The following is a 24,576-nucleotide window of genomic DNA, read 5'->3' as shown; positions in this document are numbered from 1 at the left end:
TGGTCTACATATATCGGCTTATCGCGATATATAAATAAACGTATGCCTGATGACGACAACTTCAACAACACCGCTCACAGCCAAGCAATTGGACGACATGATCAAAGCGCTGGCGCACCCGGTGCGCCGCGATATGGTGATCTGGTTAAAAACCCCAGAGCAGTATTTTGCTGATCAAGAACATCCACTGAGTTTAGGGGTGTGTGCTGGCAAAATTGAGCGGCAAACCGGCTTGTCGCAAAGTACGGTATCGGCGCATCTCGCCACGCTGCAGCGTGCTGGGATCATCTCCAGCCAGAAAGTTGGGCAATGGCATTTTTTCAAACGTAACGAGGCGCTGATGCAGCAATTTTTGTTGCAACTTAGCGCCGAGCTTTAATTTCTCTTTTTAACGCACAGGACAACACTATGCCAACCTTATTTGATCCTATTCAAGTGGGCGATTTACAGCTAAAAAACCGCATTATTATGGCACCGTTAACCCGCTGTCGCGCCAGTGCCGGGCGCGTACCCAATGATTTAATGGTGGAATATTACACACAGCGCGCCAGTGCGGGCTTAATTTTAACCGAGGCGACCTCAGTAATGCCAATGGGCGTAGGTTACCCGGATACGCCTGGTATTTGGTCAGCCGAGCAAGTGGCCGGTTGGCGCAAAATCACTGCGGCGGTACACCAGGCTGGTGGCAAAATTATGCTGCAATTATGGCATGTGGGCCGTATTTCCGATCCGCATTATCTGGATGGTGAACTGCCGGTGGCGCCAAGCGCCATCGCTGCCAAAGGGCATGTTAGCCTAATGCGCCCGAAAAAAGACTATGTTACGCCGCGCGCGCTGCAAACCGCAGAACTGGCTGACATTGTCGCGGCTTACCGCCAAGGTGCTGAAAACGCGAAGTTAGCGGGCTTTGATGGCGTTGAGATCCATGGTGCAAACGGTTATTTACTGGACCAGTTTTTACAAGACAGCACCAACAAGCGCACCGACAATTACGGCGGCAGCCTAGAAAACCGTGCCCGATTAATGCTGGAAGTAACCGATGCCGTGATTGAAGTGTGGGGCGCAGGACGCGTGGGTATGCATTTAGCACCGCGCGCAGATGCGCATGACATGGGCGATTCGCAGCGGGCGGATACCTTTGGTTATGTCGCTAGCGAATTAAGTAAGCGTGGTATTGCCTTTATCTGTAGTCGCGAAGCGCAAGCTGCGGATAGCTTAGGACCCAAGCTGAAACAGCTCTTTGGCGGTGTCTATATTAGTAATGAGAAGTTTGATAAGGCGGCTGCAAATAAAGCGTTGGCTGAGGGCATTGCCGATGCGGTGGCCTTTGGTGTGCCTTATATTGCCAACCCGGATTTGGTGGCGCGGATGCAGCAAGATGCACCTCTGAATGAGGCTAAGCCTGATTTGTTTTATGGCGGTGGTGTTGAGGGTTACACCGATTATCCGTTTCTGCCTCAGTAATTAGCCCTCACGTTACGGTGTAAGTTAAGAGCAGTTGCCGCAAGGGCACTGCTCTTTTTTATTGTTTTCAACTGCGCTGGGGTTATCGCTATTGCAGCGAGCGTGTTAAGCGCATGTGTTACTCAATGAGTGCAAATAACGGCTTTAAACCTTGCTAAATCTTATTGAAAGCCAAAATGTTGCCAGCATGCTTCGGAAAGCTTGCGGCTTTTTATGACTATCTGTATAAATCAGGCAGGGTAGCGGTTGGCTAAGGCTCACCCAACCAATGGCCTTATCTAAGGCACCGAAGAGTTTCTGTTGTGCGCTTCGCACCCTGTTATGGGTTTACTTTTGATGCCGTTATTTTTGTTATCCCCCCTTTTTACGCTGTTACTGGTGCACTGGCAGTTTGCGCCACAGGCTGCCGCGATCAGCCAGTTATTTCCTGTGTTAGTGTATGCGATGTTGCTGTTAACCGCTGGGCTGGCGGTGCTAATGCGGCAATGGCATTGGTTGTACAGTGCCGTATTGTTAGCTAGTCATTATTATGTGGTTGAAATGGTACTGGCCAGTGAGCAACTTGCAGCAATAGCGATGCTACTGCCATTGCTGATCACCTTGTTATTTGTGTTACTGCAATTAAAACCTAAACCACAACCTAGCACGCTATCAGGCGTGTTCCTGCTGCTTGTCATACTGTTTGCACCGCCCGCCATGCTGGTATTACCGATTGCTGATATTGTGACGCAGTTATCCCTGCCGGAAACGTTTTTAAAGCCGGTTTCTGACAGCGTTGCTATTAATTGGGGCACCCTTTGGTGGATGGCCTTAGTGGCGACTGGCTGGTTAAGCATGCTCAGTTATCATAGTGCTAATGGCCAGCGTTGGGGGCAGTTTGCTGCGTGGTTAGCGGTGATGCTGTGTTATCCCTTTATCTTGTTTGAGCAAGCCGCCGGTTGGGTCACTCTGGCGGCAGGTTTAAGTTTACTGCTCAGTTTAACCAGTCAGATGCTGCACTTAGCTTATATTGATGAACTAACCCAATTACCCCAGCGGCGAGCGCTGCTGAACCACTTAAGTCGCTTAGGTAAACGCAGTGCGGTGACCATGCTAGACGTTGATCACTTCAAAAAATTTAACGATACGTATGGCCATGATGTTGGCGATCAGGTGCTTAAGTTGCTTGGCTCGATTATGGCTAATCAGTCGGGTTTAACGGCTTATCGTTATGGCGGCGAAGAATTTACCTTGGTGTTTCATCATAACAATCAACAAAAGCTGGCTGAAAAGCTAGAGCAAGTGCGTGAAGCCGTGGCAGAGTATCCATTGGTGATCCGTCAGCAACAGCGGCCAACAGTCAGTAAAGATGGCAAGCAACAACGCGGCAGTGCCGCCGCAAACAAAACCGTGCATGTCACCATCAGTTTAGGTTGCGCCTTGCGCAATAGCGGTGAAAATACCGAGCAATTACTAAAACGCGCCGATGAAGCTCTTTATAAAGCGAAAAAAGCCGGGCGTAATAAAGTGGCGTTTGCTAGCTGATAACAGCGGTATAGGGCGTTGTTTTGGTTAAAACTGAGTGTTTAACCTGCAGTTGCTTAGGGTGCAAATTTTTCAAGTCGGTAACGAATTTACAGTCTAAACTTTCAACTTCCAGGTGGTAACACCTGAATCTTAAGAAGGGGGATATACTGTGAAAAAAAATTTACTAGCCATACTTACTGCACTGGCCATAACCGCGTCATACTTTTTGTTAACTGCGGTTTCCCCAGAGATGACATTAGGTATGAAAGCCACTTTGCTGGCGGTATTAGCCACAGTTTTTTATGTACTTTTCGCAGCGCTGCTCAAGAAAGATTAGATTTGATGGTGAGATTAATCGGACGCCATCCCTTAAGATCTTGCTGCTATGGCGATAAAAACTAAGGACTGCAGCGATTAGCTTATGATGTGTAATAGCGCCTGACGAGAGAATAAAGATAGCTTCGCAGTCAGATACCAAGACCCTAAGATGCTTAACGTTTTCGCCGTTGGCGAGATACTTTCTTTTGCGTCGCCAAAAGAAAGTATCCAAAGAAAATCGACCCCACGCCGCTCGAAAGCCCGTTTGCCCATTCGCCGTCCAAGGCGAAAACATCACTCGCGCTATGCTGCGTCGCCGCACTCAAACACCCGTTTTCTTAAAACCTTGGCCAACGATGATCAATCGGCACGCTCTAAGGGTAATAAAAGCCAGAGCGGTAAATAGTTTGTTTGTGCAAAGCGGACATTTCACGGGGTCATCAGCAAAGACTGCTTTATATCTTACAGCGGGCAATACTTAAACCAAATGTCACGCTTGTTCGACGACGTATATCTGAAAAACTATCTTAATTAAAGCCCTATCTGAATCATCTTCAATGTTAGGCTTTTAATGGTTTGCAATGAGTTGTGAATGGAAAAATCCAGTGCGGTTATTTTTTCCGCGACTCAGTCGATACACTAGCTCTGTAGTCAATCCAACGTTCTCTTAATGACTCTATTAATGCCAGAGCAATAAAGAAAAAAGCTAGACTAAAAGGATTAGGATTGTAATGAATGCCTAAGCCTCTAACCGGATGAATTAACGGTTTATTTGGATTTGCCAAATCAACTGCATAAATCCTTAAAACACCATCAGTGTTAGTGCTGAAACTGCCTTTTGTAATTTTCGTATAAAAAACGACTTGTTGTGGAGAATCAGAGTACTTAATGGCTTCTGATAAGTTCTTGCACTTTTGCCAACCTCGGAACCAAATCTCCTTTTCCTTAAAAGACGTAAACAAAATAATATCGTCTGGGCCAGATATTCTAGAATTACACCTAAACGAGTATAGAGTCCCCTCTACCTTTGTTAATTCAGCCTTATCGACGCCATCAGTGTAGTACCTGAAATGCCACGTTAAATACAACAACACAGCGATTAGTATAATTTGAAATGGCACAGGCAAGCGTTTTAACCAAGCCATAGTTTTAGAGCGTTTAGGCATCGCTGGGATTTTTTGCACGATTTACTCCCTTTTTTTCTCAGTCTCGTTCAGTCTTATTGACTCGACCTATACCACTGGCACTCCACCAGCCATCTTAGCAATATCTCTTATTTGGGAAGTGGCTCCAGCCGCATCACCTATATTGTAGCGATAAGCTTGGTTTTGCCGCGTAAAAAAGCAAAAAATCAGCTTGCCGCTTAATGGTCTGTCTTTATAAATGCGCTTGGTCTGCTTAGCGCTTTTTAAACTACAGCGAACGTAATAACGAAAAAATGGGGGCGCGTAATAACCTGATGATAGGTAGCGTTGCGGCAATTAACACTAAGATCAGCATAAGACAGCTTACCAAAATTAATAGAGCAGGTATTAATGCAATCGAGAAACTATTTAGCCAGCCAGCCAGCTGGGCTGAGCAGCCAAACGAGTAATGCAAAGGCTAAGGGCTGGCTGATGATGGCTGCGATTAAAGCTTGTTCCCACACTTGGAATATCCTACTCGTGGCTAACGTAAAAGATATTAGGGTCAGATGAACATTAATCTAGAAACCTTCATCTGACCCCGGTTTTCCCGCAAGGAGTTGAGGCCAAGGCAACAGAGCGTCCATCCGTGATAAAAAGATCTCTTTACGCGTTGTACGACGCTTGTTGGAAAACTCACTATCTGCAAAAGTAAGTTGATGGCTCATGATGCGTTCTTTATGAGTTATCATTTGTGGCAGATTATTTCATATTAGGGACTTATACGCATGTTCCCTAGGTAAAAATCTGCCATAGTTTCAATGGTTTGCAAGGTAAAGCGCTTTCGTCATTGCCGTCCCCATTCCTTTCCACCCATTTCTACCAACCGAGACGCGGCTCGTCGAAAGGAAAAGGCGAGATCATTGGCGGCTGATAATTGTGCCAGTGACACGCCACTTCGACCCGTCGCCGACCATTCAAATTGTTCACCCTCTTTGGTGCGAATCATGGTCGTCGCAAAGGAACTCGAGTTTCCCCCCTTTTCACTGACAAACAACTCTTCATTTCCATCACTGCTTTCAACTTGCGCGTCAAACTCGACAAATAATTCATCGAGTGGGACTTTTGCCGCTAGCACCAAGCGGGTGCGAGATTCATAACACACGTCAATGAGGGTCACGAATCGTCGCGCTTCGTCGAGGTGATTGACGTCTAATTGCGGTACCTGGTCCATGATGAGGACCTGAAATCGGTCGCAGAGGGAAATATAATCAGCCGCGCCGAGTGGTTGGTAGCATAACTCGGAAAAGTCAAACCAGGCGCACCGGTCATTCAATCGGGCGACCTGGACGGTGCGACCGAAGGGAACGTGAATGGCCTCGGCCTCAGTTCCGGATGCAGTGCTACCAAATATTTCTTTCAACTGCGCCTGCATGTTGTTATCACTATTATTATCGCCGTGAACATCCTTGTTTGACCAAAAATAGGATTGACCATCAGCTCGAGTTTCGAGTCGATAATCCTTGGCGGAATCCTCCATGGAGATAATGTCGAACGTGTGTTTTAACATGTCTATGAATGGCAAAAAGAGGGATCGGTTAATGCCTCCCTTATACAAGGCATCGGGGGAGCGATTCGAGGTGGCCACCACCACGACATTCCAATCCAATAATAATAAAAAAAGTCGTTTTAAAATCATGGCATCGGCAACGTCAGTTACTTGAAATTCATCGAAACAGAGGAGTTGGGCTTCCTGTGCCAATTGCTGCGCAATGATGGGTATCGCATCATCTCGTGGGTGCTTCTGTTTGTAGACAAAGATTCGATGATGGACGTCTAGCATGAATTCATGAAAGTGGACGCGGCGTTTGGTAATTTTTACGTGTTTGAAGCTGTGGCTGTCATTATTACAGCAAGAATCATCAGGAACATTAACCGACGCGTAAAAGAGATCCATTAGAAAGCTCTTGCCGACCCCGACCGGTCCATGAATGTACATGCCTCGCGGTGGTGGACCAAAAGACCACAAATGGAATTTCTTTCGAAGAAAGGACTGAGCGGATGCCAAGGATCGCGTCAGTAACAGTAACAGCGGACTGCTGCTTGTAGAGCTGCTCTCTGTCGGTCTGTCGGTGCGCACGGGTACTGGTGGGAGCGAGGTAAGAGACTCGTGCAGGGCATCGAGTTTTGCCGCCAGAGCGACTTGCGCGTCATCTCGTCGCACCTCCTCCGCATCCACCTTGCGTTCATACGCCGCTGTCACGGGGCCTGTCGGGAGGGACCGCCGAGCAACGCGATGTTGTGCTGCCATATTCTTCATCACCGTCTTCATCATCAAGTTGATGAGTTTATCAACATGGTAAGGAAAGTACGATCAAGTCCGCTTCTTCCCGCTTTTTTCGATTGTCTCAGGTCTAGGAACTTATTCGCAATTTACCTCGTCGGTTTCCCCAAGATCTTCAATGAGTTGCGAAAATGTATAAGAGATATTAGGGTCGGATGAAGATTAATCAAGAAACCTTCATCTGCCCCCGGTTTTCTCAGTTAACAAATCTATCGGAAATGGAATCGCTACCACGACAAAAATCAAAGCAAAAAAGGTTGAGCATTTAATAAAGTGCATGGGATTAATTGCCTAACGCTCCGCATAAATGGCGGCTAACAGTTGGCTAAACTTAGCGAAGAATGAGCGCCAGCCAACTGTTAGGCGTCCATTTTAATGCGTTTGTTATGTATTAAACGCACCTAGCTAAAATACCGTTTGAATAACACTGGGCAAAGAAATTTAGAGTGTTCAATATCAGGTAAACTGTTACCAGGATGAGAGCAATAACTAAATACTGAATCAACAAAGTAAGCAAGATCTATAAGGTATTTATTAGCTTTTTTTAGAGTGAAGAGCTTTACTTACTCGAATCTTTTTTAAGTCAGCTAAATCATTTTTATCAAATTGAAGCATTTTTTTGCTGAATGCTATCAGATGCCGAGCTTTCAGAGCTTAACGTTTTCACCGTTGGCGAGACACTTTCTTTTGCGTCGCCAAAAGAAAGTATCCAAAGAAAATGCGACCCCACTTCCGCTCGAAAGCCCTACTGCTCATGCGCTTTCCAAGGCGAAAACGTAACTCGCGCGGCGCTACCGTCGCCGCACTCAAACACCCGTTTTCTTAAAACCTTGGCCAACGATGATCAGTCGGCTCGCTCTAAGGGGAATTAAAGCCAGAGCGGTATTCGCTTAGCTGAATAGCTTGTTTGTGACAATAGCGGACTTGGCAATTTATCGTTCTATATGAAACAGTGCAGGTAGTACGGTTATTGTACGCTTAAACTCTCAACTTGAGCTTGTAAGTCTTTTCGATGGTCGTTAAGCAAAATTATGAAAGAGTCGATTGAGTCTCGAATTTGATTTAATCGATTATTTAAGACTTCATCAGTAGCTGGATAATGTCTTTTGGTTATTATTCCAAGGTCGTACATAGCGAAACTTAAAGACATGGCAGCTCGTTCCATACGGAGAAAACTTGCGGTTTTTTGATGTGTCAGGGTGTATCTGTTGAATAATACCTGATCGAGTAAACCTGAGTTGGCATCGATTTCTTTGGTAATGCTTGAAAAAACCTTTTCTTGAACGTCTATATTTTCATCAAGTGACTCAAAAATCTGGACAGACAGCGAAGTCAGGTGGCTATACAACTTTCTGCCGATCAAAGTATTTTCCAGTATAATTTCTAGTTTAAGAGGCTTCTTCCACACACTGACTGTATGAACTGCAAATATGACAGCTCCGAGAGATATTAAGGCAGACAAAATTGACGCGTAGTTTGCTAAATTACTAAGAGATATATCCCATGAGAAAGCTGTTACAGCCCCTGCAAAAAAAACTAGTACCAAAATCAGAGTATAAAAAAATGAATCTTTCATTTTAGATATCCATTGGCGATGTAGAATTTTCAAAGTTAATATCCCTAAATACGCATGCACATTCACAAAACTAATAAGATCTGTCAACAATTAACTTATGATCCATATTAATGCTAGCTAGTGTTAAAACTAAAAAAGTACTCAGGTGTTATGAAGTGCATCCTCAATCGGGATTATTAGGGTGGGACAAAATTCCATTGAACGTCCAATAATCGCTCAAATCAGTAATAATCTTAAATCGAAATACTCCAAAGGCTGAAGTCCTTTTAAACCCCATTACGTTTTCGCTGCAACGTGGGTCGAATTTTCTTTGGTGACTTTCTTTTGGCGAGACAAAAGAAAGTTACTCGCCAACGGCGAAAAAGTGGTTCATTTAATGAGTAATTGCGGACATGCGCATAGACATTTTGATGCGGCAGAAATTTCTGTTGTTCGCTCAATGCAGCTATTTAATACTTTTAGGCAAGAGAGTAGGGGTTTAATTTTTTATTAATTAAACTCAGTGATGCAGGCGAATTATTTCGCTGCTGTTAAATCAAAACTGCCCGCAAAAGCGGGCAGGTTATCAATGTAACGCTAAGCATTACTCAGCAACTTTCACAATAACTCGGCCGCGTACTTTACCTTGCAGCAGGTCGTTCGCGGTCGTGACCACTTGCTCTAAGGTAATATCGTGGCTGATGGTGTCAAAATCTTCTGCCGTTAACAATTCACTTAGGCGTTGCCAAGCACTATAGCGATAAGCTTGGTTTTGCCGCGTAAAAAAGCAAAAAATCAGCTTGCCGCTTAATAATCTGTTTTTATAAATGCGCTTGGTCTGCTTAGCGCTTTTTAAACTACAGCGAACGCAATAATAAAAAAATGGGGGCGCGCAATAACCTGATGATAGGTAGCGTTGCTGCTATTAACACTAAGACCAGCATAAGACAGCTTGCCAATATTAATAGAGCGGGTAATAACGCAATCGAGAAACTATTTAGCCAGCCAGCTGGGCTGAGCAACCAAACAAGTAATGCAAACGCAAAAGGCAGGCTGATAATGGCTGCGGTCAAAGCTTGACTGGCAGCACGAAATATCAAGCGCCAATCTTCAGCACCCAGAGCCAGTAGTACAGCATATTCTTGCTGTTCTAAGGTAATGCGGCTGCGGATTTGAAAATATAAACTAAAAAAAATCGTAAAAAGTACAGTGATGATGATCACTGCACTGAACCCTAGGATATATCGATTGGCTCGATCTTGTTGAGCGACTAAATCAGATACTTTACGTTGCGCGGCAAACTCAGGTTGCGACATCTGTTGCGATAACCAATCGGTTAAACCTAGGCTAATAGTAGCTTGCAACTGTTTAGGGTAATAAAACTCTATGGTACGGCTGGATGCTGCCCACAAAGCAGCGGAATTGATATGCAGATAAATTGTCGGTATTGGGCTTTGGCTGCGCCCTTGGTGCGGTAAGTTGTCAACAGTTGCTTGAACAACATGGCGCCCAAGTAGACCACCGAGATCAAGCTGGCTGCCTTGAAGAGGTATTCCAGGTTGTTTGCCTAAAAATTGCGCTAAGCTGTGGTTGATGATCACGCCTTGCGACCAATCTATTTCACCTTGTACTAAGCTTAGCCCCAGTCGAGAAAAGTAATTACCACTGACAATTTGCAATTGCACCGCGATGGGATTGTCTAAGCGGCCATCTTGGATTTCTATCATGTTCTGGCCACTAAAGGGGGTTAATGCAAAAGCAATATCTTCTGCTTTAAGTTGTGGCAAAGTGTTTTGCACTAATGCTGATACATCCACCCCCTGGCCACGTTGTTTCACCTGTAATACCACAACGTTATCGTCTAGCGCATTATCGTAAAATTGTTGCCATTGCTGCCAACCGAGGTTAAGTAAAAAACCTAGTGCTACTGCAGCGCTCAGTAATTGGCTGCTTAAATTAATTTGCGCCAGTAATTTTTGGCTGAAACTTCGCGATTGACCTACCTTGCGACTAAACAGCGCTTGCCTGTTAAGACGTAGCAAAGGAAAACACGTACAGCACAGCAGCAATAAAGCAATTAAGGTCAGTGCAGCTAACCAGCGTAAACTATCTAGCGGTAGGCCTTGCTCACCCACGATGACGAGGTAACTGTTTTGCTGCATTAAAACGTCATGTAACAGAATTAATATCAGCCAAGAACACAGCGCGACACTTATAAGCATGACAGAGAACAGCAGTAATGGACCTTGTAATAAATGATATAGATTGGCCCCTAGCGTCAGTTGAATGCGATAGTTTTCTTGTTGTTGAATTAAGCGGTTAGTAAAAATCGCTAATGTATTAAAACTTAACACCAGCATAAAACCGACCAACAACACCAAGGCCAGTTGCCATTGTTGCTGCAGCTTTTTCTGTGCGGGTGGATCCAGCGTTAAACCCTCTAACACCATCAGTTTTGAACCGTCTCTGGCCATGTTCATGCCAGGCACAGTCAGGTCTTGTTGGCGCAAGTGTTGAGTTAATTCCGTTGCGGCTAATGATTGTTTAGTAAACAGTAACCCATAGTAAAACGGTGCTGCTTTTAAAAAGCGATCGAGCATAACGCCAGAGTCTGCAGCAAACGGCGTTAAAAAACGTTTAAAGTTATCTGGTAACCAAATATCTGGTTGGTGTGGTCCAATCCGGTTTAGTGCGGCGGGTAGTACGCCAAGAATAGGCACAGGGCCGTTAAAACGAGGATGGAAAAGTGTTGAGTCAACGATGGTCGTTGAACGATTAGTTTGTTCTCGCCAGAAGCGTTCACTGAGCCATACTCCTGCCTCCGTTTCAGAGTGGTTCAGCATGGCAATGCCAAGCGTGGCTGCAAAGTTGTTAGCATAAAACAATACTTGCAACTCTTGCTCAGGCAGTGATGCGATAGCGAAACGGTTTTGTTCTAGTGAAAACCACGTATAGTCAATTATGCCGGGTGTTTGAGAGGCGATATCAATAGCTTGCAGATGAACTGGCGCTAGCCTTTTATCATGATGTTGCTGAGCAAGGGTGTAGATATTCCCTACTGGGTTCGACCAAGCTGGCGGTGCACTAAATAGCGCGCTACCTAATTGTAATAGTAAGGTCAGAACGGCTGTCGCAATACTAAAACTGCAAAGTAAAAACAGTAATTTAAAGCGTTGACCCTGCCAATAGCGCCATTCTATCGATAATTGAAAGCGTAAAGGATTATTGTGCATCAGTCAGACAACCATCCACCAGATGGATCGCTCGCTGGCATTGTTTAGCGATTGCCAAATCATGGGTAACGAGCACCACTGTTGTGCCTTCTGCAGCCAGTTGCAATAGCAAGTTTACGATGCTTTGTCCGGTTGTGGTGTCTAAATTACCGGTAGGTTCATCGGCTAAAATTAAACTGGGTTGGCTAACGAGCGCACGGGCAATTGCCACACGTTGCTGTTGTCCTCCAGACAGTTCGGCGGGTAATGCATTAAGTTTATCGGCTAAGCCGACTTTGATTAAAGCCGCTTCGGCAGTTGCGCGGTAATGACTACTCGGTACGGTAGTATTAAAACGCAGTGGCAGTGCAACATTCTCAAGTGCCGTCATGTCACCAATCAGGCTAAAGTTTTGAAATATCCAGCCAAGGTGTTGATTACGGATCTGGGCTTTTTGTTGACGATTAAGCGTGTTCACAGATTGCTGGCGTAAATAGTACTGGCCCGAGCTAGCCGTATCGAGTAAACCAAGAATAGAAAGTAATGTAGATTTACCGCTGCCAGATGGGCCTGTTATCGCCACGGTTTCACCATCATTAATCGACATTGAAATGCCTTTTAAAATAGGATGCTCTTGTTTGGCTTGCCAAAAGCTGTGGCTTAACTGCTCTAAGCGAATTAACTCAGCCACGCGTTAGCTCCTTCAGACTAATTTGCTCTTGGCTTTGCAGGTGGCTTGGCGGGTCAAGGAGAAGTTGCTCACCTACCTTTAAGCCATCAAGAATTTCCATGTAATCTTGGCTTCTAGAGCCAATGGTGATTTGCCGTTGCTGGAAATACTCGCCGTGTTTAACAAAGACGTTTAAAGCTGTTTGCCCTTGGCGGATACCTAACACCGGTGTGACTCGCAGTGCTTGATGGGACTCTGCAATAATAATTCTGGCGCTGATGTCTAAATTTGTTCGGGCATTGTCAGGCAGCATTTCTGGTAACTGAACTTCAACCCTAACTTGATTATGTTGCACGCTGGGATGTACCCGAATAATCTGGCCTTGCATTTGCTGCTGCCGAATTTGTACCTGTACTTGTTGCCCTGGGTGCACCTTATTGACCTCGCTGGCAGCGATGAGAATATCAGCATAAAGCGTTGACGGATCAGTAATTTGCGCCACAATATCTGCGCGCCTTATCGGTTTGCCTACTTCGATTTGCTCACTTAACTCGTTTAGTAGGCCAGTGCTATCGGCTCGAATTTGTAACTGTTGTATATCATATTCAGTCATAGCGAGTTGCTTCTGGGCTTCTAACAAACGGTAATGGTGTGCATTTTCGTCTGCTTGCCGTGCTTGTTGAAAGGCGCTGAGATTTCGCTGACTTAATGTATGCTTTAATTTAGATTGTTCAAGTTTGGTTTGAACGCGCAGATAGTCCAATCGAGCAATAATTTGTTGTTGAAGTAGGGTTTGTAAGGTGTGCATTTCTTGTTCGGCAAAGCGTATTTCGGCTTCAAGCATCGCCACTTCATTTTCTAAAGTGATTTTTTCTCGTTCTAACCGCGCGGTGGCCGCTTCCATTGCGGCTTGAGCTTCTAATACCGCTAATTCGGCTCGTTCTTTTTCCCGATCCAATAACGGGTTGCGCATACTGATTAACAGATCACCTTGCTTGACTGCTGAACCTGGGTAAAGGTGCAGTGTTTGAATCACGCCGTCAACTTCAGCCATAACACTATGATTATATCGAGGGAGTAATCGACCCTGACCTGCAACAAACTCCAGTACGGGGCCGATATCCACTACCGCAAGATTAAGAGCGGGTTGCTGGTTTTGCACCAGCTTTTGCCACGAATAAAACATCAGCCAGCATAAAAAAATGGCTAATACTAACCACAGCGTAACCATTCTGAGTTGATGCCAAAGAGCGTGTTTTTGCGGGATCTGTAAAGACACTCTGCTGCTCCTTTGGTTGGTTAAAACGAGCTTTTAAAGCCGGTCATGGGTGTTAAGATCCGATAGCGCGGTAATGTGTTTAACTGTGCAACTAAGGCCTGTTTTTCGTCATAGTGTTTTCTGCTGCTTGAACCCGGTTGGAAAAGCACCTCTAACATGCCGGTAGGCGGCTCAAAAAACAGCACGGTTAAGCCGGGCTCTGCTGGCCAATTAAGGTTGAGTAATTCTGCTAATTGCTGTGCCGAATAGGGCATTTCACACTGCTGTGACTCAAACAGCGTTTTAAGATGAGGAAATGCCGTTTTAGCTTCTTCAGCACTGAGCCAATGTGCTGTGCGGGTGTCAAAAAGGTAGACTGCAGGAAAGGTAAATTCACATTTACCGTTACTAAATAAGCGCTCAACAGTAGGAAAGTCGGCGGGTATTGCCTCTCTCCAGGCATCAGTTGCCAGACTAACGTTACTCAGCAAACTGCAATAAATACCGAAGAGTGTTATGGGCAAGGTTTTCATGTTGTTGATTATCCTTAATAGCTAAATCATGAAAAAAGCAGTCTAGTTATTTTAAAATTCGCAGTGGCATAGGTTCTTGGTGTCAATAACATTGAACTTAGAAAGCGTCCTTTGCGGTTTGAATTTGTTAAGCATCGATGCTTTTGGCATAGCGGGATCTCGCTCTTGCAAGATACACATAACAATTAAATTCATGTTACCAATGTCGATAATAGTGTAGTTTTTGTATCTTTACATCCTTTTATTATCTCTTGGAGATACTATGAATTTTCATTGTGTTTACTTTTTAGCATTATTTTCGGGGGGGAAGTCATTTTTTATTATTTATAGCGAAAGTGAGTAAGGTGTTAATTTTTATCGTTTCAATTAAGTAATAAAGGCCGTTTATTTTGCCACTGCTAAATAAAAATGCCCGCTAAAGCGGGCAGTTTATCAACCTAACTCAAAGCATTACTCAGCGACTTTCACAATAACTCGGCCGCGTACCTTACCTTGTAGCAAGTCGTTAGCGGTGCTGACCACTTGCTCTAGCGAAATGACATGGCTTATCGTGTCAAAATCTTCAGCGGTTAACAATTCACTTAACCGTTGCCAGGCTTCAATTCGATCTGCTAATGGGCGCATTACGCTATCAATGCCGTATAACACGACACCGCGCAGGATAAAGGGCGCCACGGAAGAGGGGAAATCCATGCCTTGTGCCAAGCCGCAAGCAGCAACGGCACCACCATAACGGGTGCTAGCACAGGCGTTGGCGAGGGTATGGCTACCGACGCAATCGACAACTCCTGCCCAACGTTCTTTTTGCAGCGGTTTGCCCGGCGCACTTAATTGTTCACGGGCTAAAATGTCGGTTGCACCGAGTTTTTTCAGATAGTCACTTTCTTCAGGCCGCCCGGTGGCCGCCACCACGTTAAAACCCAGCTTGCTGAGTAAGCGCACGGCATAACTACCGACACCGCCATTGGCACCCGTCACTAAAATTTCACCTTGCTCAGGGGTAACGCCATGTTTTTGCAGCGCGAGCACACAAAGTATCGCGGTATAGCCTGCCGTACCTACACCCATCGCTTGCGCTGGGCTGATGCCTTTAGGAAGCGGGATCAGCCAATCACTTTTTAAACGGGCTTTTTCAGCTAAGCCACCCCAATGACCTTCGCCCACCCCAAAGCCGTTGAGCAGCACCTTATCACCGACTTGAAAACGGCTAGAATCAGATTGCAAGACTTCGCCAACCAAATCGATGCCGGGCACCATGGGGAATGCGCGCACAACCGGCGCTTTGCCGGTAATGGCCAAGCCGTCTTTATAATTGAGGGTACTGGTTAACACTTTTACGGTGACATCACCGGCAGGCAGTTGTTGCTCGTCTACGGTTGTTAACTCAGCGCGATAACCTTGCTCATCTTTATTAATTAAAATGGCCTTAAACATACGATTCTCCGTTTTACAGTGGGGTGTAATTAAAATTAATGGGTAAGTTGTTTCAAAAAGAACTGACCAAATTGTTGTAACGGTTGTGCGGATTGCAACAAGCGCGCTCGCGCGACCGCACCTTCCCAACCGATCCAAAATACTTCTGCTAAAGCTGCTGGGTCTTTATCTGCCGTGATCTCAGCTTGGGCTTGTGCTTGTTTTAAGCAATTCGCGACCAATGCTTGCCAGCTGCTATAGGTCGCCACAATAGCGTGGCGAAAGGTGTTGGGTAATTGCGGTAGTTCCAGTTCTAAATTACCGATCAGGCAGCCCCGACTAAATTGATACTTGGCCATACCGTTACTGGCATCGCTCATAAAATGGCTAAGCCGTTGCAAAGGGGGATAACGGGTGTCGTTAAGATGTTTGCTTAATTTCGCTTCAAAGTACTGGCGATAGTGAGCTAATACTTCTAACCCATAAGCTTCTTTGTTTTCGAAGTAATGATAAAACGAACCTTTGGGGACCTGCACCGAGCTTAATATAGTATCCAAACTGCTTTGGTTAAATCCTGACGAGGTCAACCATACTAAGCCTGCGCGCAGCAGCACGGCCTTGGTATTCGGATCGGCATCTTGGTTTTTCTTCGGTCGGCCGCGTTGGCGCTTTTGGTTATCCATAGCTCACTTTAATTAATTAGACTGTTTGGTCTAATTTAGGCCAACTGCTGCCATTTTGCAAGCGACAGGGCTGTCGACTTTGGTCTAGGTGTTGAGAATGTTTAGTCTAAAAGACGCGGTAAGGACCACAATGGTTTAAAAATGGGTGGCAGCCGCTAAGTCATTTAAGCTCAGGTATTAACCCCTGCGGTTACGCCCACTCAATGGTGTTGCTGCAATAGAGAGAGCCGTTGCAATAAGCTGCATTTTTTGCGGTGACGCAGCGCTGATGAATTGCATCAATCAAACAGGCTGGTAAGATAACCCTTCATCGAAATGGTTTGCCTCGCAGTGGCGGTTATCTGCCATGCCAACCCAAAAATACTAGGACAGTCATGAGCAAAAGTGCCTATCAGCAACAAGAGCAAGGTTATCGCGATAAAGCGTTAAAAATGTATCCCTGGGTTTGTGGCCGTTGTGCCCGTGAATTTGTGCACTCAAACTTGAGAGAATTAACGGTGCATCATATTGATCATAATCACAGCAATAACCCTGCAGATGGCAGCAATTGGGAGCTGTTGTGTATTTATTGCCACGATAACGAGCACAATAAATTCCACGAATATGTGTTGTATGGCGGTACCACCGAGCAAAAGGTCGCAGCGGCAACGCATAATCCTTTTGCTGATTTAAAAGCGCTGCTGAATAAACCTAAATAAGGACGGTTACTCTCTTTTCTGGCCTGGTTTTGGCTGTCCGTAGCGGCAAACCTGTTACTGCTCAGTTACGTTATTGGCAAATGGTAGTTTAGGCGTTGTGCTAAGGCCTAACACCTGCGTGGTTTCGCAGCAGGTGTTAGGCGATAACGTCAAGCGCAATGTTTACTGTAACTGGATATGATATACGCTAGTGGTGCCACTGACTTCATTGCCAACAAGCAGCATGGGTTGGCCGCTAGGTGAATGTTTTGCGGGTACAAAAAATAAACCTTCAGGACCCAAGTCGCCGCTGTTGCTTAAATTGAGTGACGGATCAGCTTCATCCCAAAAATCACGGCTATTGAAGTAATCTTGAAAAATCGGCGCTGCAGGATTACTGATATCAAATACCACTATACCGCCCATCCGCTCTAAGCCTATAAAAGCATAATGCTTATTACCAATTTTGCCGACAGCTAAGCCTTCTGGCTCGGGTCCTTTATTATCGCTGCGATTGTCAAAGGCATCACCTTCTTCATGGTTGCTGTTAAACCAGTCTTTGCAAGGTATGTCGCGGTTACTACCCAGCCTACAATCGTCACTGGCTAGCAGCTGTTCTAAAAAGTCGCCAGAATCATATTTTAATGACATATCTGTGGTATCCCAGATGGCAAAGGAGCGCGCCCCGTAGGTATAGAGTTTGTCATACATCAATCTGTCGCCTGTTTCACCCAACGCAGGTAAAGTGCCATCGGCTTTGTAAAGCAATGGTGAGCCATCAGCATGAGTTTGGTAACCCATGGTCCAGCTCATGTTTACGCGGCCTAACAGATCATCTTCGCGACAGTTGCCGGGTTCGCCCAGCGCTGCGCCACAGTAAGCGAAAACGCTGGGGTTAAGTAGGGCGCCGGCTGCTAACTCACCTAAATGGGCGGGTAAGTCATCGCCACAGCGTCGATCAAAACCATTACGATGCACTAAATGTTTAACGCGGAACTCTTCGATAAACCCCTTGTTGGTATCGCCATTACAAGGAGTGTTGCCGGCGGTACCAAAATAAGCGGCGTTGTTTTCGCCCCAAGCTCGGGCATCCCCCTCGTTGGCCGTGATGAGATAAGTGGTATTGCCCACTTGATAAGCGGCCATCGCATCAGGTTGGTACATACCGGTGATACCGGGCCATTGCGCAATATTAATACTGTCTTCAGTATCACTCAGGTCAAGGCCATGGCCACTGGCACCATGATCTTTAAAGCCTAGTGGTAATATATTGGTAACAGTGGCGTCGTCGATATTGATAACGGCGATGGCGTTATTTTCTTGTAAGATCGCCCATGCGGTTTTACTGTCTGGCGCAACGGCAAGATATTCAGGTTCCAGATCTTGAGCCACGCTAGCATTCGGGCCATACACCCGAACACCGGTTGTTAAGAGTTCGGCTTTTGCTGTGTTGAAGGCGTTAAATCCGGCCGTGCGTACTTGTGCTTGAGTGATATTATTCAGATCACTGACACTAATTATGCTGATTGAACCTTCAGGATCAACTTGATAATCGTCACTGGGCTCACCTTCATTAGCAACTAATAAAAACTGACCATTTGGGGTAAAGGTGAGCATATCAGGTAGCGCACCTACTTGTACCTGAGCCAGTTTGCTCAAATCTTCAGCGCGATAAAAGGCGACAAAGCCGTTATCTGTTTTATTTGCAGCTTCAATGGCTACTGCAATTAGTCCTTTGTATATTGCTACGCTATTAACTTTTGCACCCGCAGCGATATCTGCCACGGAAATGCTGCCTATTTTCATTGGAGCGATTGGATTGTCTACGGCTAACACATCCAGCTCACCCAGTTGTGCGTTAACGACAAAGCTGCGTTGTGTTGCGGGGTCAAATGTTATAATTTCAGCTGCGCTTTGCCCAAAAACACCGCTTTCATATCGGCCAGTAAATGCCAGCTTGATGCTATTTGGTGTAATTTCTGCCGCCGCGGCATTACACAATAAAGACGTTTGCGAGACTTCATTATCGTCGAGTTGATTATTGCGATTGGTGTCTAAGCCTGTTTCCAGTTTTACTTCACCGACGTCACATTCACGATCTAAGCCAATTTGAGTTGTGCGAATAACAGTGTTTAAGCCAGCTGCACCCTCTGAACCTGCAGCACCATCGCTGCCATTTTCACCATCGTCACCAGAACAGCCGGCCATTATTAGCGCCATGCTAGAAAAACAGATTAACCGAGCCAGTCGAGTTTTGTTAAAGCGCATTATCATCTCCAGGGTTTTTGCAAATGAAAGCACTTTAAGCAGTAAAGATGACAGCGGGGTGTTGTTTACATGACCAAGTTGTGACAGTAGCGCCATTACTGTTAGCATGGGCTTTAAAACCAATTTTAAATGAGCCCGCTATGAAGTTAACGTTGATCAGTGCCTTAATGTTATTTAGCAGCGTTGCGATTAGCGCTGAAACTTACTACCCCCCAGCCGGTACTTGGCAGCAGGTTAGCCCACAAAGCTTGGGCGTTAACGCCAGTAAACTGCAACAAGCGGTGGATTATGCGATTGCCAGCGAAAATCCCGCCTCCAAAGATCAAGCCCTAGTGCAAGCCACCACCTTTGGCGCACGCGAACCCTATGATCAGATTATTGGCCCAATGTCGGTAAGAGCCGCGGCCAATGGCATGGTGATTTATCAAGGTAAAGTGATTGCGACTTGGGGTGATACGCAAAGTGTCGATATGACACACAGTATTAGTAAAACCTTTTTAACCACGGTAACCGGTTTGGCTTTGCAGCAGGGCTTGATCCACAATGTGCAGGATTTAGTTGGCCCTTATTTACCTTCAGCGAGTGATCTCTTTGCCAGTGAGCACAATCAGCAAATTCGCTGGGATCATTTGCTGCGGCAAACCAGTGATTGGCAAGGCACCTTATGGGGTAAACCCGATTGGGCTGATCGCCCTGAGGGCGAAGCAAAAGACTGGCCCAATCGGCCACTTTATACGCCGGGTAGCCGTTACAAATACAATGATGTGCGCATTAATGTGCTGGCGCTGGCCACCACCTATGTCTGGCGCAAGCCATTACCCGTCGTGTTACATGAGCAAATTATGAAACCGATTGGCGCCAGCAGTACCTGGCGTTGGCATGGCTATGACAACAGCTGGATAGAACTGGATGGCCAGAAAATTCAAAGTGTTTCTGGTGGGGGGCACTGGGGCGGCGGTATGTTTATCAATGCTTGGGATTTAGCGCGTTTTGGTTATTTATTTTTACGTGACGGCAATTGGCAAGGCCAACAATTAATTAGCCAAGACTTCATTCGTGCTGCCAGAACGGGCGGCAGTGCCAAAGCCGATTATGGTTATGCTAATTGGTTTCTCAACCCCGGCCGGCAAGCGTTACCGGCTGCACCAGAAAGTGCAGTAACCTTTCAGGGCGCAGGGCGTAACGTTATTTACCTCGATCAAGAGCATGATGTACTGCTGGTTGCACGCTGGATTGGAAATGGCGATGAGTTGAACCAGTTAATTGCTAAAGTGTTGGCGGCGTTACCAAAAAAATAAAACCGCCTATTTAACTGCCCACGTTGCGCTAACCTTACGTGGGCAGTAATTGCGGCTTGCTTGCCGCGCTGTTTTGTTTAAGCCGCTTGCGATTGAGCCTAGTAGTTAAAGCGTTTTCGCGGGGTAAACTTGCTGGTTTTCTGGTGAAACACCTTTACCCATGCGAACTTCTAAAGCCACCTCAACATGCTCGCGGCTGGTGCTCACGCCAACGCCAACACCGGCTTCATAACTGGGTCGATTAACCGTGCGGGTACGGCAACCTAATAACGTACACTTTTGTTCGATATCGCGCTGGTAGGTTACGCCAAGTTGGCTGTTCGCTGCAGTTTCACGTTCTTTCAACGTTTCTTTGTCGACTAACACAAACCAGTCATAGCCTTGTTGTGCCGTTAATTCGGCAGCACGACGTAAGGCATAGGCTTTGGTTGCGGCTTGATCATCGCCGCGCGCTTTAAAGGTCACGCGATAATAGTTATCGCTAATTTGTTGTTCTGCATAACCAAAGCCATTGCCTTTAGCGGCCCGATAACTGGGTGCACTGCTACAGGCGGCCATACTAAGGGTAGCGATAATGACGATATAAGGTAAAAACGCTTTCATAATATTCTCCTAGTTTTGTTATGGCTGCAGCCGTTGCTGCTCTTCGGCTAAGGTTAATGCTGGGCCGACCATAAATTGATCAAGCATGGCATCCAGGGCCGAGCCGCCGCTTGCTGTTTGATAACCGGTTTGCACCATCACCGGCAGGCTGGCAATCGAGGCTTTTAATTGCCATTGACCTTGTTGCTGACAGGCAATATTTTCGCTGCGCTCGCTGACACTTTGCAGACTATACTGTCGGCAAAATTCGCCATGTTGATTAACAAAGCTCAATTGCGGCGTCAGTTGTTGTTCTGCGATCTGATATGTTTGCCCGCTGGCCGAGCAGCTGAGGTGCTGCTGCACCGCCGGTTGGATTGCCAGCATACTGCCTGGCTCTGGGTTATTAAGTTGTGAAATACCATAGCCACCAAATAAAGCCACACAAGCTACGGCTGCGGCATAGCGCTGCCAGTGCTGTTCCACTTGCCGCCAACGTGACATGCTAACAACATTATTAGGCTTGCTATCATTGGCTGCGGTTGGCGCGTCGTTTTCGGCTAACAGCGCTAATAAGGCCGCTGGCACAGGGCGCTGTTCAATTTCGCTGTAGTGCTGTTGTAATATAGGGTCAACCATCGCTAAATCGGCCAAGCGGGCAACCAGGTCATCGTTCAGTGCTAATTGTTCGCGCACCTGTTGCATCTCGGCCTCGGGCAGCGCCGCATCTAAAAATGCGGATAATTGTTCATCAGTAATCTTCATGCGGGGCTCCCAGTTAGCGGTTTAAAGGCGGCGACCATGGCGCTGCGTGCGCGTGCCAAACGGCTCATAATGGTGCCGGTGGGCACCGCTAATACTTCGGCGGCTTCGGCATAACTCATGCCTTGTACGGCAACTAATGACAACACTTCGCGTTGGTCATCGGGTAATGTATTCATTGCGCGGTCAACTTCCTTTAAGTGCAAGTCATTGATCAGGTCCTGTTCGCCATCACTGCTGTTTTCAGCTTGCAAGTCGGGATTATGTACGGCATTTTGCCGAACTTTTTGCGCGCGATATTCGTCTATCCAAACATTGCGACAAATTTTAAATGTCCATTGTGCTAAGACGATACCCTCTGGTGCTGGCGCGTTTAACAAGCGTAATACGGTGTTTTGTACCAAGTCATCGGCGTCTGCCATACTTCCGGTTAGCGAGTAGGCAAAGCGGCGTAATGCCGGCAAAAGTAAGGTTAATTCGGCTTTCATGGTAAGGTTTATCTCCTATTTACCTTGATAACGGTTGGGCCTAGCGTTTTATTCCAGCATACGGGGAATATTTTTTGCTACCAGACGTTTTATAAGTAAATAAACGTATTAATGATCGGGGTAAAGATGCGATTAGCCATATTGTATAGCAGTGTGTTGTTGTGTTTAAGCAGCGCCGCACACAGTCAGTTACTACCAGAGCAGCCAGTGACGGGGGTATTACTACCGCAAGTGACCGAGCGGCTGGAACGTACCACGCAAAGTCTGGCACAGCAAAAGTTATTGCAGCAACAGCAGTTGCTTGATCAACAGCGGTTAACGGAGGCGTTGGCATTAAAAGCTAACTTAGCCGATCCGTTAACAGTGTTGCCTGAGGTATTGCCAATCGTTAATGTACAAGGCCAAGTGCGCTGGACAGAGGTTAGGGTTGAACAAGGCTTTCGGGCTGTAGAGCGGGAATGGTTGTTATTAGTTTCGGACACTGAGTGGCAACAGTTACAGCAACGTTGGCCAAGGTTGCGCGAGTACACACAGCAACAACAAGACTTAGCCGCCATTGGGCTATTAATGATTACCTTAAAAGTGCCAGAGGAGCTGGATTCAGCTGCGGCTTTAGACCGTGAGTTTCAGCAAACTTTAACTAAGCTGGCCGGTCGTAACCATTTATATCAGCCGCAACAAGCGAGCACCACGACCACCACCACTGTTACGTCGCTGCAAACTCATATGTGCCAGTTACCGGTCACACTTGGCATGATCGACACCGCCATTGCCGAGGCGCTTCCGGCGCTGACTCCCGAAACCGAGCGTTTGCACATTAGCCAGCAACATTTTTTACCGGAAGACATTCCACGTAGTTATGGTCACGGCACTGCAGTAGCGGGAGTATTAGCGGCAAAACATCCACAAATCACCCCTTTGTTAGCCAACTTACATTTATATAGCGCCAGTGCTTTTTATCCGAGCAATGAATTTCAACAATCGGCTACCTTAGCGCATATTTTAAGTGCGTTAAATTGGCTCGTCAGTCAAAACGTGACGGTGGTTAATATGAGTCTAACCGGTCCGGCCAACCCGGTGTTAGCAGCGACAATTCAGCAATTAGCCAAGCGAGACATTATTTTAGTTGCGGCAGCAGGCAATGGCGGGCCTGCTGCCGCGCCTTTGTATCCTGCAGCTTATGAAGAGGTGTTAGCTGTCACCGCAGTGGATGCGCAGTTACAGCTGTATCGCTGGGCTAATCAAGGCGATTATGTGGAATTTGCCGCGCACGGCGTGAAGGTTAATACCTTAGCGGTTAGCGGCGAAGTGTCGCCGCAAAGTGGCACGTCTATGGCAACGCCGGTGGTTAGCGCGGCGGTTGGTTGTTTGCGGGCGCAATATCCGCATTGGTCTGCAACACAAATTCGGCAGCATTTACGACTACAGGCCCGCGATTTAGGCGAGCCTGGACAGGATAGGGAATTTGGTTATGGTGTGATTAGCGCGCCATTAAAAGCTGACTTGCAATGACACTGAGCTGCGGGTTTCACGATAATCTGCGCTTTCAAGCGTTGAGCTAAAATCACCGTGCTCTACAGCGGTGACCACACTAAACACTGGCGTGACATTCAGCTGCCACTTGGCTTCTAGTTGGCTGTGCGTATCTTGGCGTGGCGCGGTATCAGTGTCGAGCTTTTGGTAATCACGCTTGGAGATTTTCATACCGAGTTGCAGTTGTTGCGTCAGATGCCATAAATCAAAACGACCGGACACTTTAAGGCGCAGCCCAGGTGCACGGTAACTAAAGCTGTTATCTTGGGTGTCTTCATCTTCATACACCAAGCCTAAACTGACAAAGTGTTGCCCTTCGGCAAAAAACCAGAAGCTATCGGTACTGATACTAAGGTTGTTGGCACCTCGAGCGCCAATGTTAGCAAAGGTTTTTTCGGTCGCAGTAATAGCAGGGCGCACAAACCAGCTGTCAGATGCGCTATGCATGGCATACACACTACCTTGATTTAACGTTAAAAAACGTTCGCCAGCTAACTCTGCCATGGCGTAGTAGTAATTGGTACCGTAGGTGGTGTTGCCATGTTGATAACCGGCATCAATATTGGCTAAATGCAGCCTAGTATTGAAATCGTCCGCTTCGCGGTAGTTTTTATCTTGCACAGAATAGCTACTACTCAGTGTCCACTTTGGATTAACTTGCCAAGTCGCGTTCAGATCTGCCGCAAGTAAAGTGGCCACATCAGAACGGCCAGAGGCTTGCTCCAGTTGGCTAATATTAACGTTAGATTGTTGCTCTAACCCTGCGCTTGCCTTGCCTGAGATATCCCAGTTGTCGGCACTAAAACTGGGTGCGCTCGAAAACAAACTTACAGCAGCTGTTGTTACAGCCAGACGAGTGACGAATAACATGGTAATTCTCCTACAAGA

22 protein-coding genes and 1 pseudogene are annotated in these 24,576 nt (G+C 46.4%); 7 read left to right on the top strand and 16 right to left on the bottom strand.

From position 1 onward, the window contains the following. Positions 1-49 precede the first annotated feature (49 nt). The 4 genes from JAO78_RS10945 (at position 50) to JAO78_RS10930 (ending at position 3,307) form a co-directional block, all read left to right on the top strand. Positions 50-379, top strand: coding sequence for an ArsR/SmtB family transcription factor (locus JAO78_RS10945; protein WP_226751391.1), 330 nt, complete (start codon positions 50-52; stop codon positions 377-379). Between the two features lie 29 nt (positions 380-408). Beyond that, positions 409-1,464: an alkene reductase gene (locus JAO78_RS10940; RefSeq protein ID WP_226751390.1), complete on the top strand. Its 1,056-nt coding sequence runs from the start codon at positions 409-411 to the stop codon at positions 1,462-1,464. Positions 1,465-1,785: 321 nt separating this feature from the next. Then, positions 1,786-2,988 (top strand): GGDEF domain-containing protein, encoded by a 1,203-nt coding sequence (locus tag JAO78_RS10935; RefSeq protein WP_226751389.1) that lies wholly within the window; start codon positions 1,786-1,788, stop codon positions 2,986-2,988. 151 nt (positions 2,989-3,139) lie between these two features. After that, positions 3,140-3,307, top strand: a complete 168-nt coding sequence (locus tag JAO78_RS10930; protein WP_226751388.1) for a hypothetical protein — start codon at positions 3,140-3,142, stop codon at positions 3,305-3,307. Between the two features lie 592 nt (positions 3,308-3,899). Here the strand turns inward: JAO78_RS10930 and JAO78_RS10925 are convergent. From JAO78_RS10925 to acuR, 11 genes and pseudogenes are all read right to left on the bottom strand, one after another. Further along, on the bottom strand, positions 3,900-4,472 hold the full coding sequence (locus JAO78_RS10925) for a hypothetical protein (protein WP_226751387.1): 573 nt from the start codon (positions 4,470-4,472) through the stop codon (positions 3,900-3,902). A 554-nt stretch (positions 4,473-5,026) separates the two neighbouring features. Beyond that, a pseudogene (locus JAO78_RS10920) lies at positions 5,027-5,140 on the bottom strand (IS5/IS1182 family transposase); the annotation flags it as partial. Positions 5,141-5,259: 119 nt separating this feature from the next. After that, positions 5,260-6,723, bottom strand: a complete 1,464-nt coding sequence (zapE, locus tag JAO78_RS10915; RefSeq protein ID WP_226751386.1) for a cell division protein ZapE — start codon at positions 6,721-6,723, stop codon at positions 5,260-5,262. Positions 6,724-7,723: 1,000 nt separating this feature from the next. Beyond that, complete coding sequence (locus JAO78_RS10910; protein WP_226751385.1) at positions 7,724-8,332, bottom strand: hypothetical protein; 609 nt, start codon at positions 8,330-8,332, stop codon at positions 7,724-7,726. Positions 8,333-8,915: 583 nt separating this feature from the next. Next, the gene (locus tag JAO78_RS16785) at positions 8,916-9,041 is read right to left on the bottom strand and encodes a hypothetical protein (RefSeq protein WP_255654572.1); all 126 of its coding nucleotides are present in this window, start codon (positions 9,039-9,041) and stop codon (positions 8,916-8,918) included. 127 nt (positions 9,042-9,168) lie between these two features. Continuing rightward, the gene (locus tag JAO78_RS10905) at positions 9,169-11,544 is read right to left on the bottom strand and encodes an FtsX-like permease family protein (protein ID WP_226751384.1); all 2,376 of its coding nucleotides are present in this window, start codon (positions 11,542-11,544) and stop codon (positions 9,169-9,171) included. Then, positions 11,534-12,214 carry an ABC transporter ATP-binding protein gene (locus tag JAO78_RS10900; protein ID WP_226751383.1) on the bottom strand — a complete coding sequence of 227 codons (681 nt, stop codon included), beginning with the start codon at positions 12,212-12,214 and terminating at the stop codon, positions 11,534-11,536. The genes JAO78_RS10905 and JAO78_RS10900 overlap by 11 nt, the downstream gene beginning before the upstream one ends. Further along, positions 12,207-13,472 carry an efflux RND transporter periplasmic adaptor subunit gene (locus tag JAO78_RS10895; RefSeq protein ID WP_226751382.1) on the bottom strand — a complete coding sequence of 422 codons (1,266 nt, stop codon included), beginning with the start codon at positions 13,470-13,472 and terminating at the stop codon, positions 12,207-12,209. Before JAO78_RS10895 ends, JAO78_RS10900 begins: the two co-directional genes overlap by 8 nt. Positions 13,473-13,492: 20 nt before the next feature. After that, positions 13,493-13,984 carry a hypothetical protein gene (locus JAO78_RS10890; RefSeq protein WP_226751381.1) on the bottom strand — a complete coding sequence of 164 codons (492 nt, stop codon included), beginning with the start codon at positions 13,982-13,984 and terminating at the stop codon, positions 13,493-13,495. A 450-nt stretch (positions 13,985-14,434) separates the two neighbouring features. Further along, positions 14,435-15,418 (bottom strand): acrylyl-CoA reductase (NADPH), encoded by a 984-nt coding sequence (acuI, locus tag JAO78_RS10885; protein ID WP_226751380.1) that lies wholly within the window; start codon positions 15,416-15,418, stop codon positions 14,435-14,437. 35 nt (positions 15,419-15,453) lie between these two features. Continuing rightward, positions 15,454-16,080 carry an acrylate utilization transcriptional regulator AcuR gene (gene acuR, locus JAO78_RS10880; protein ID WP_226751379.1) on the bottom strand — a complete coding sequence of 209 codons (627 nt, stop codon included), beginning with the start codon at positions 16,078-16,080 and terminating at the stop codon, positions 15,454-15,456. 374 nt (positions 16,081-16,454) lie between these two features. Between acuR and JAO78_RS10875 the strand changes: the two genes are divergently transcribed. Next, the gene (locus JAO78_RS10875; RefSeq protein WP_226751378.1) at positions 16,455-16,778 is read left to right on the top strand and encodes a YajD family HNH nuclease; all 324 of its coding nucleotides are present in this window, start codon (positions 16,455-16,457) and stop codon (positions 16,776-16,778) included. Positions 16,779-16,940: 162 nt separating this feature from the next. On the opposite strand, the gene JAO78_RS10870 is transcribed toward JAO78_RS10875, so the two are convergent. Further along, positions 16,941-19,025: a choice-of-anchor I family protein gene (locus JAO78_RS10870; RefSeq protein ID WP_226751377.1), complete on the bottom strand. Its 2,085-nt coding sequence runs from the start codon at positions 19,023-19,025 to the stop codon at positions 16,941-16,943. 140 nt (positions 19,026-19,165) lie between these two features. Between JAO78_RS10870 and JAO78_RS10865 the strand changes: the two genes are divergently transcribed. Further along, positions 19,166-20,323, top strand: coding sequence for a serine hydrolase domain-containing protein (locus JAO78_RS10865; RefSeq protein WP_226751376.1), 1,158 nt, complete (start codon positions 19,166-19,168; stop codon positions 20,321-20,323). Positions 20,324-20,428: 105 nt separating this feature from the next. Here the strand turns inward: JAO78_RS10865 and JAO78_RS10860 are convergent, their stop codons facing one another. Genes JAO78_RS10860 through JAO78_RS10850 form a run of 3 tightly spaced genes read right to left on the bottom strand, consistent with a single transcriptional unit; the run spans position 20,429 to position 22,155 of the window. After that, a complete protein-coding gene (locus JAO78_RS10860) occupies positions 20,429-20,926 on the bottom strand; it encodes a CC0125/CC1285 family lipoprotein (RefSeq protein ID WP_226751375.1) in 498 nt (165 codons plus the stop codon). 18 nt (positions 20,927-20,944) lie between these two features. After that, entirely contained in the window at positions 20,945-21,670 is a 726-nt protein-coding gene (locus tag JAO78_RS10855) for an anti-sigma factor family protein (RefSeq protein ID WP_226751374.1), read from the bottom strand. Next, complete coding sequence (locus tag JAO78_RS10850; protein WP_226751373.1) at positions 21,667-22,155, bottom strand: RNA polymerase sigma factor; 489 nt, start codon at positions 22,153-22,155, stop codon at positions 21,667-21,669. Before JAO78_RS10850 ends, JAO78_RS10855 begins: the two co-directional genes overlap by 4 nt. A 126-nt stretch (positions 22,156-22,281) precedes the next feature. Here JAO78_RS10850 and JAO78_RS10845 point away from each other — a divergent pair, with 126 nt between their 5' ends. Next, positions 22,282-23,667: a S8 family serine peptidase gene (locus JAO78_RS10845; RefSeq protein WP_226751372.1), complete on the top strand. Its 1,386-nt coding sequence runs from the start codon at positions 22,282-22,284 to the stop codon at positions 23,665-23,667. On the opposite strand, the gene JAO78_RS10840 is transcribed toward JAO78_RS10845, so the two are convergent. Continuing rightward, positions 23,647-24,558, bottom strand: a complete 912-nt coding sequence (locus tag JAO78_RS10840) for a surface lipoprotein assembly modifier (protein ID WP_226751371.1) — start codon at positions 24,556-24,558, stop codon at positions 23,647-23,649. The genes JAO78_RS10845 and JAO78_RS10840 overlap by 21 nt on opposite strands. Positions 24,559-24,576: the final 18 nt, after the last annotated feature.

It is taken from the genome of Alishewanella maricola, assembly GCF_016343785.1.
Taxonomy (GTDB): domain Bacteria; phylum Pseudomonadota; class Gammaproteobacteria; order Enterobacterales; family Alteromonadaceae; genus Alishewanella; species Alishewanella maricola.
The sequence above is the reverse complement of the archived record's forward strand: the minus strand, read 5'-3'. Positions and strand labels throughout refer to the sequence as shown.

What these genes read in the sequence shown, in the direction of transcription:
- JAO78_RS10945 (WP_226751391.1), top strand. Translation starts at nt 50, where the DNA reads ATGACGACAACTTCAACAACACCGCTCACAGCCAAGCAATTGGACGAC.
- JAO78_RS10940 (WP_226751390.1), top strand. Translation starts at nt 409, where the DNA reads ATGCCAACCTTATTTGATCCTATTCAAGTGGGCGATTTACAGCTAAAA.
- JAO78_RS10935 (WP_226751389.1), top strand. Translation starts at nt 1,786, where the DNA reads ATGGGTTTACTTTTGATGCCGTTATTTTTGTTATCCCCCCTTTTTACG.
- zapE (WP_226751386.1), bottom strand. Translation starts at nt 6,723, where the DNA reads ATGGCAGCACAACATCGCGTTGCTCGGCGGTCCCTCCCGACAGGCCCC.
- JAO78_RS10910 (WP_226751385.1), bottom strand. Translation starts at nt 8,332, where the DNA reads ATGAAAGATTCATTTTTTTATACTCTGATTTTGGTACTAGTTTTTTTT.
- JAO78_RS10905 (WP_226751384.1), bottom strand. Translation starts at nt 11,544, where the DNA reads ATGCACAATAATCCTTTACGCTTTCAATTATCGATAGAATGGCGCTAT.
- JAO78_RS10890 (WP_226751381.1), bottom strand. Translation starts at nt 13,984, where the DNA reads ATGAAAACCTTGCCCATAACACTCTTCGGTATTTATTGCAGTTTGCTG.
- acuI (WP_226751380.1), bottom strand. Translation starts at nt 15,418, where the DNA reads ATGTTTAAGGCCATTTTAATTAATAAAGATGAGCAAGGTTATCGCGCT.
- acuR (WP_226751379.1), bottom strand. Translation starts at nt 16,080, where the DNA reads ATGGATAACCAAAAGCGCCAACGCGGCCGACCGAAGAAAAACCAAGAT.
- JAO78_RS10875 (WP_226751378.1), top strand. Translation starts at nt 16,455, where the DNA reads ATGAGCAAAAGTGCCTATCAGCAACAAGAGCAAGGTTATCGCGATAAA.
- JAO78_RS10870 (WP_226751377.1), bottom strand. Translation starts at nt 19,025, where the DNA reads ATGCGCTTTAACAAAACTCGACTGGCTCGGTTAATCTGTTTTTCTAGC.
- JAO78_RS10865 (WP_226751376.1), top strand. Translation starts at nt 19,166, where the DNA reads ATGAAGTTAACGTTGATCAGTGCCTTAATGTTATTTAGCAGCGTTGCG.
- JAO78_RS10860 (WP_226751375.1), bottom strand. Translation starts at nt 20,926, where the DNA reads ATGAAAGCGTTTTTACCTTATATCGTCATTATCGCTACCCTTAGTATG.
- JAO78_RS10855 (WP_226751374.1), bottom strand. Translation starts at nt 21,670, where the DNA reads ATGAAGATTACTGATGAACAATTATCCGCATTTTTAGATGCGGCGCTG.
- JAO78_RS10850 (WP_226751373.1), bottom strand. Translation starts at nt 22,155, where the DNA reads ATGAAAGCCGAATTAACCTTACTTTTGCCGGCATTACGCCGCTTTGCC.
- JAO78_RS10845 (WP_226751372.1), top strand. Translation starts at nt 22,282, where the DNA reads ATGCGATTAGCCATATTGTATAGCAGTGTGTTGTTGTGTTTAAGCAGC.
- JAO78_RS10840 (WP_226751371.1), bottom strand. Translation starts at nt 24,558, where the DNA reads ATGTTATTCGTCACTCGTCTGGCTGTAACAACAGCTGCTGTAAGTTTG.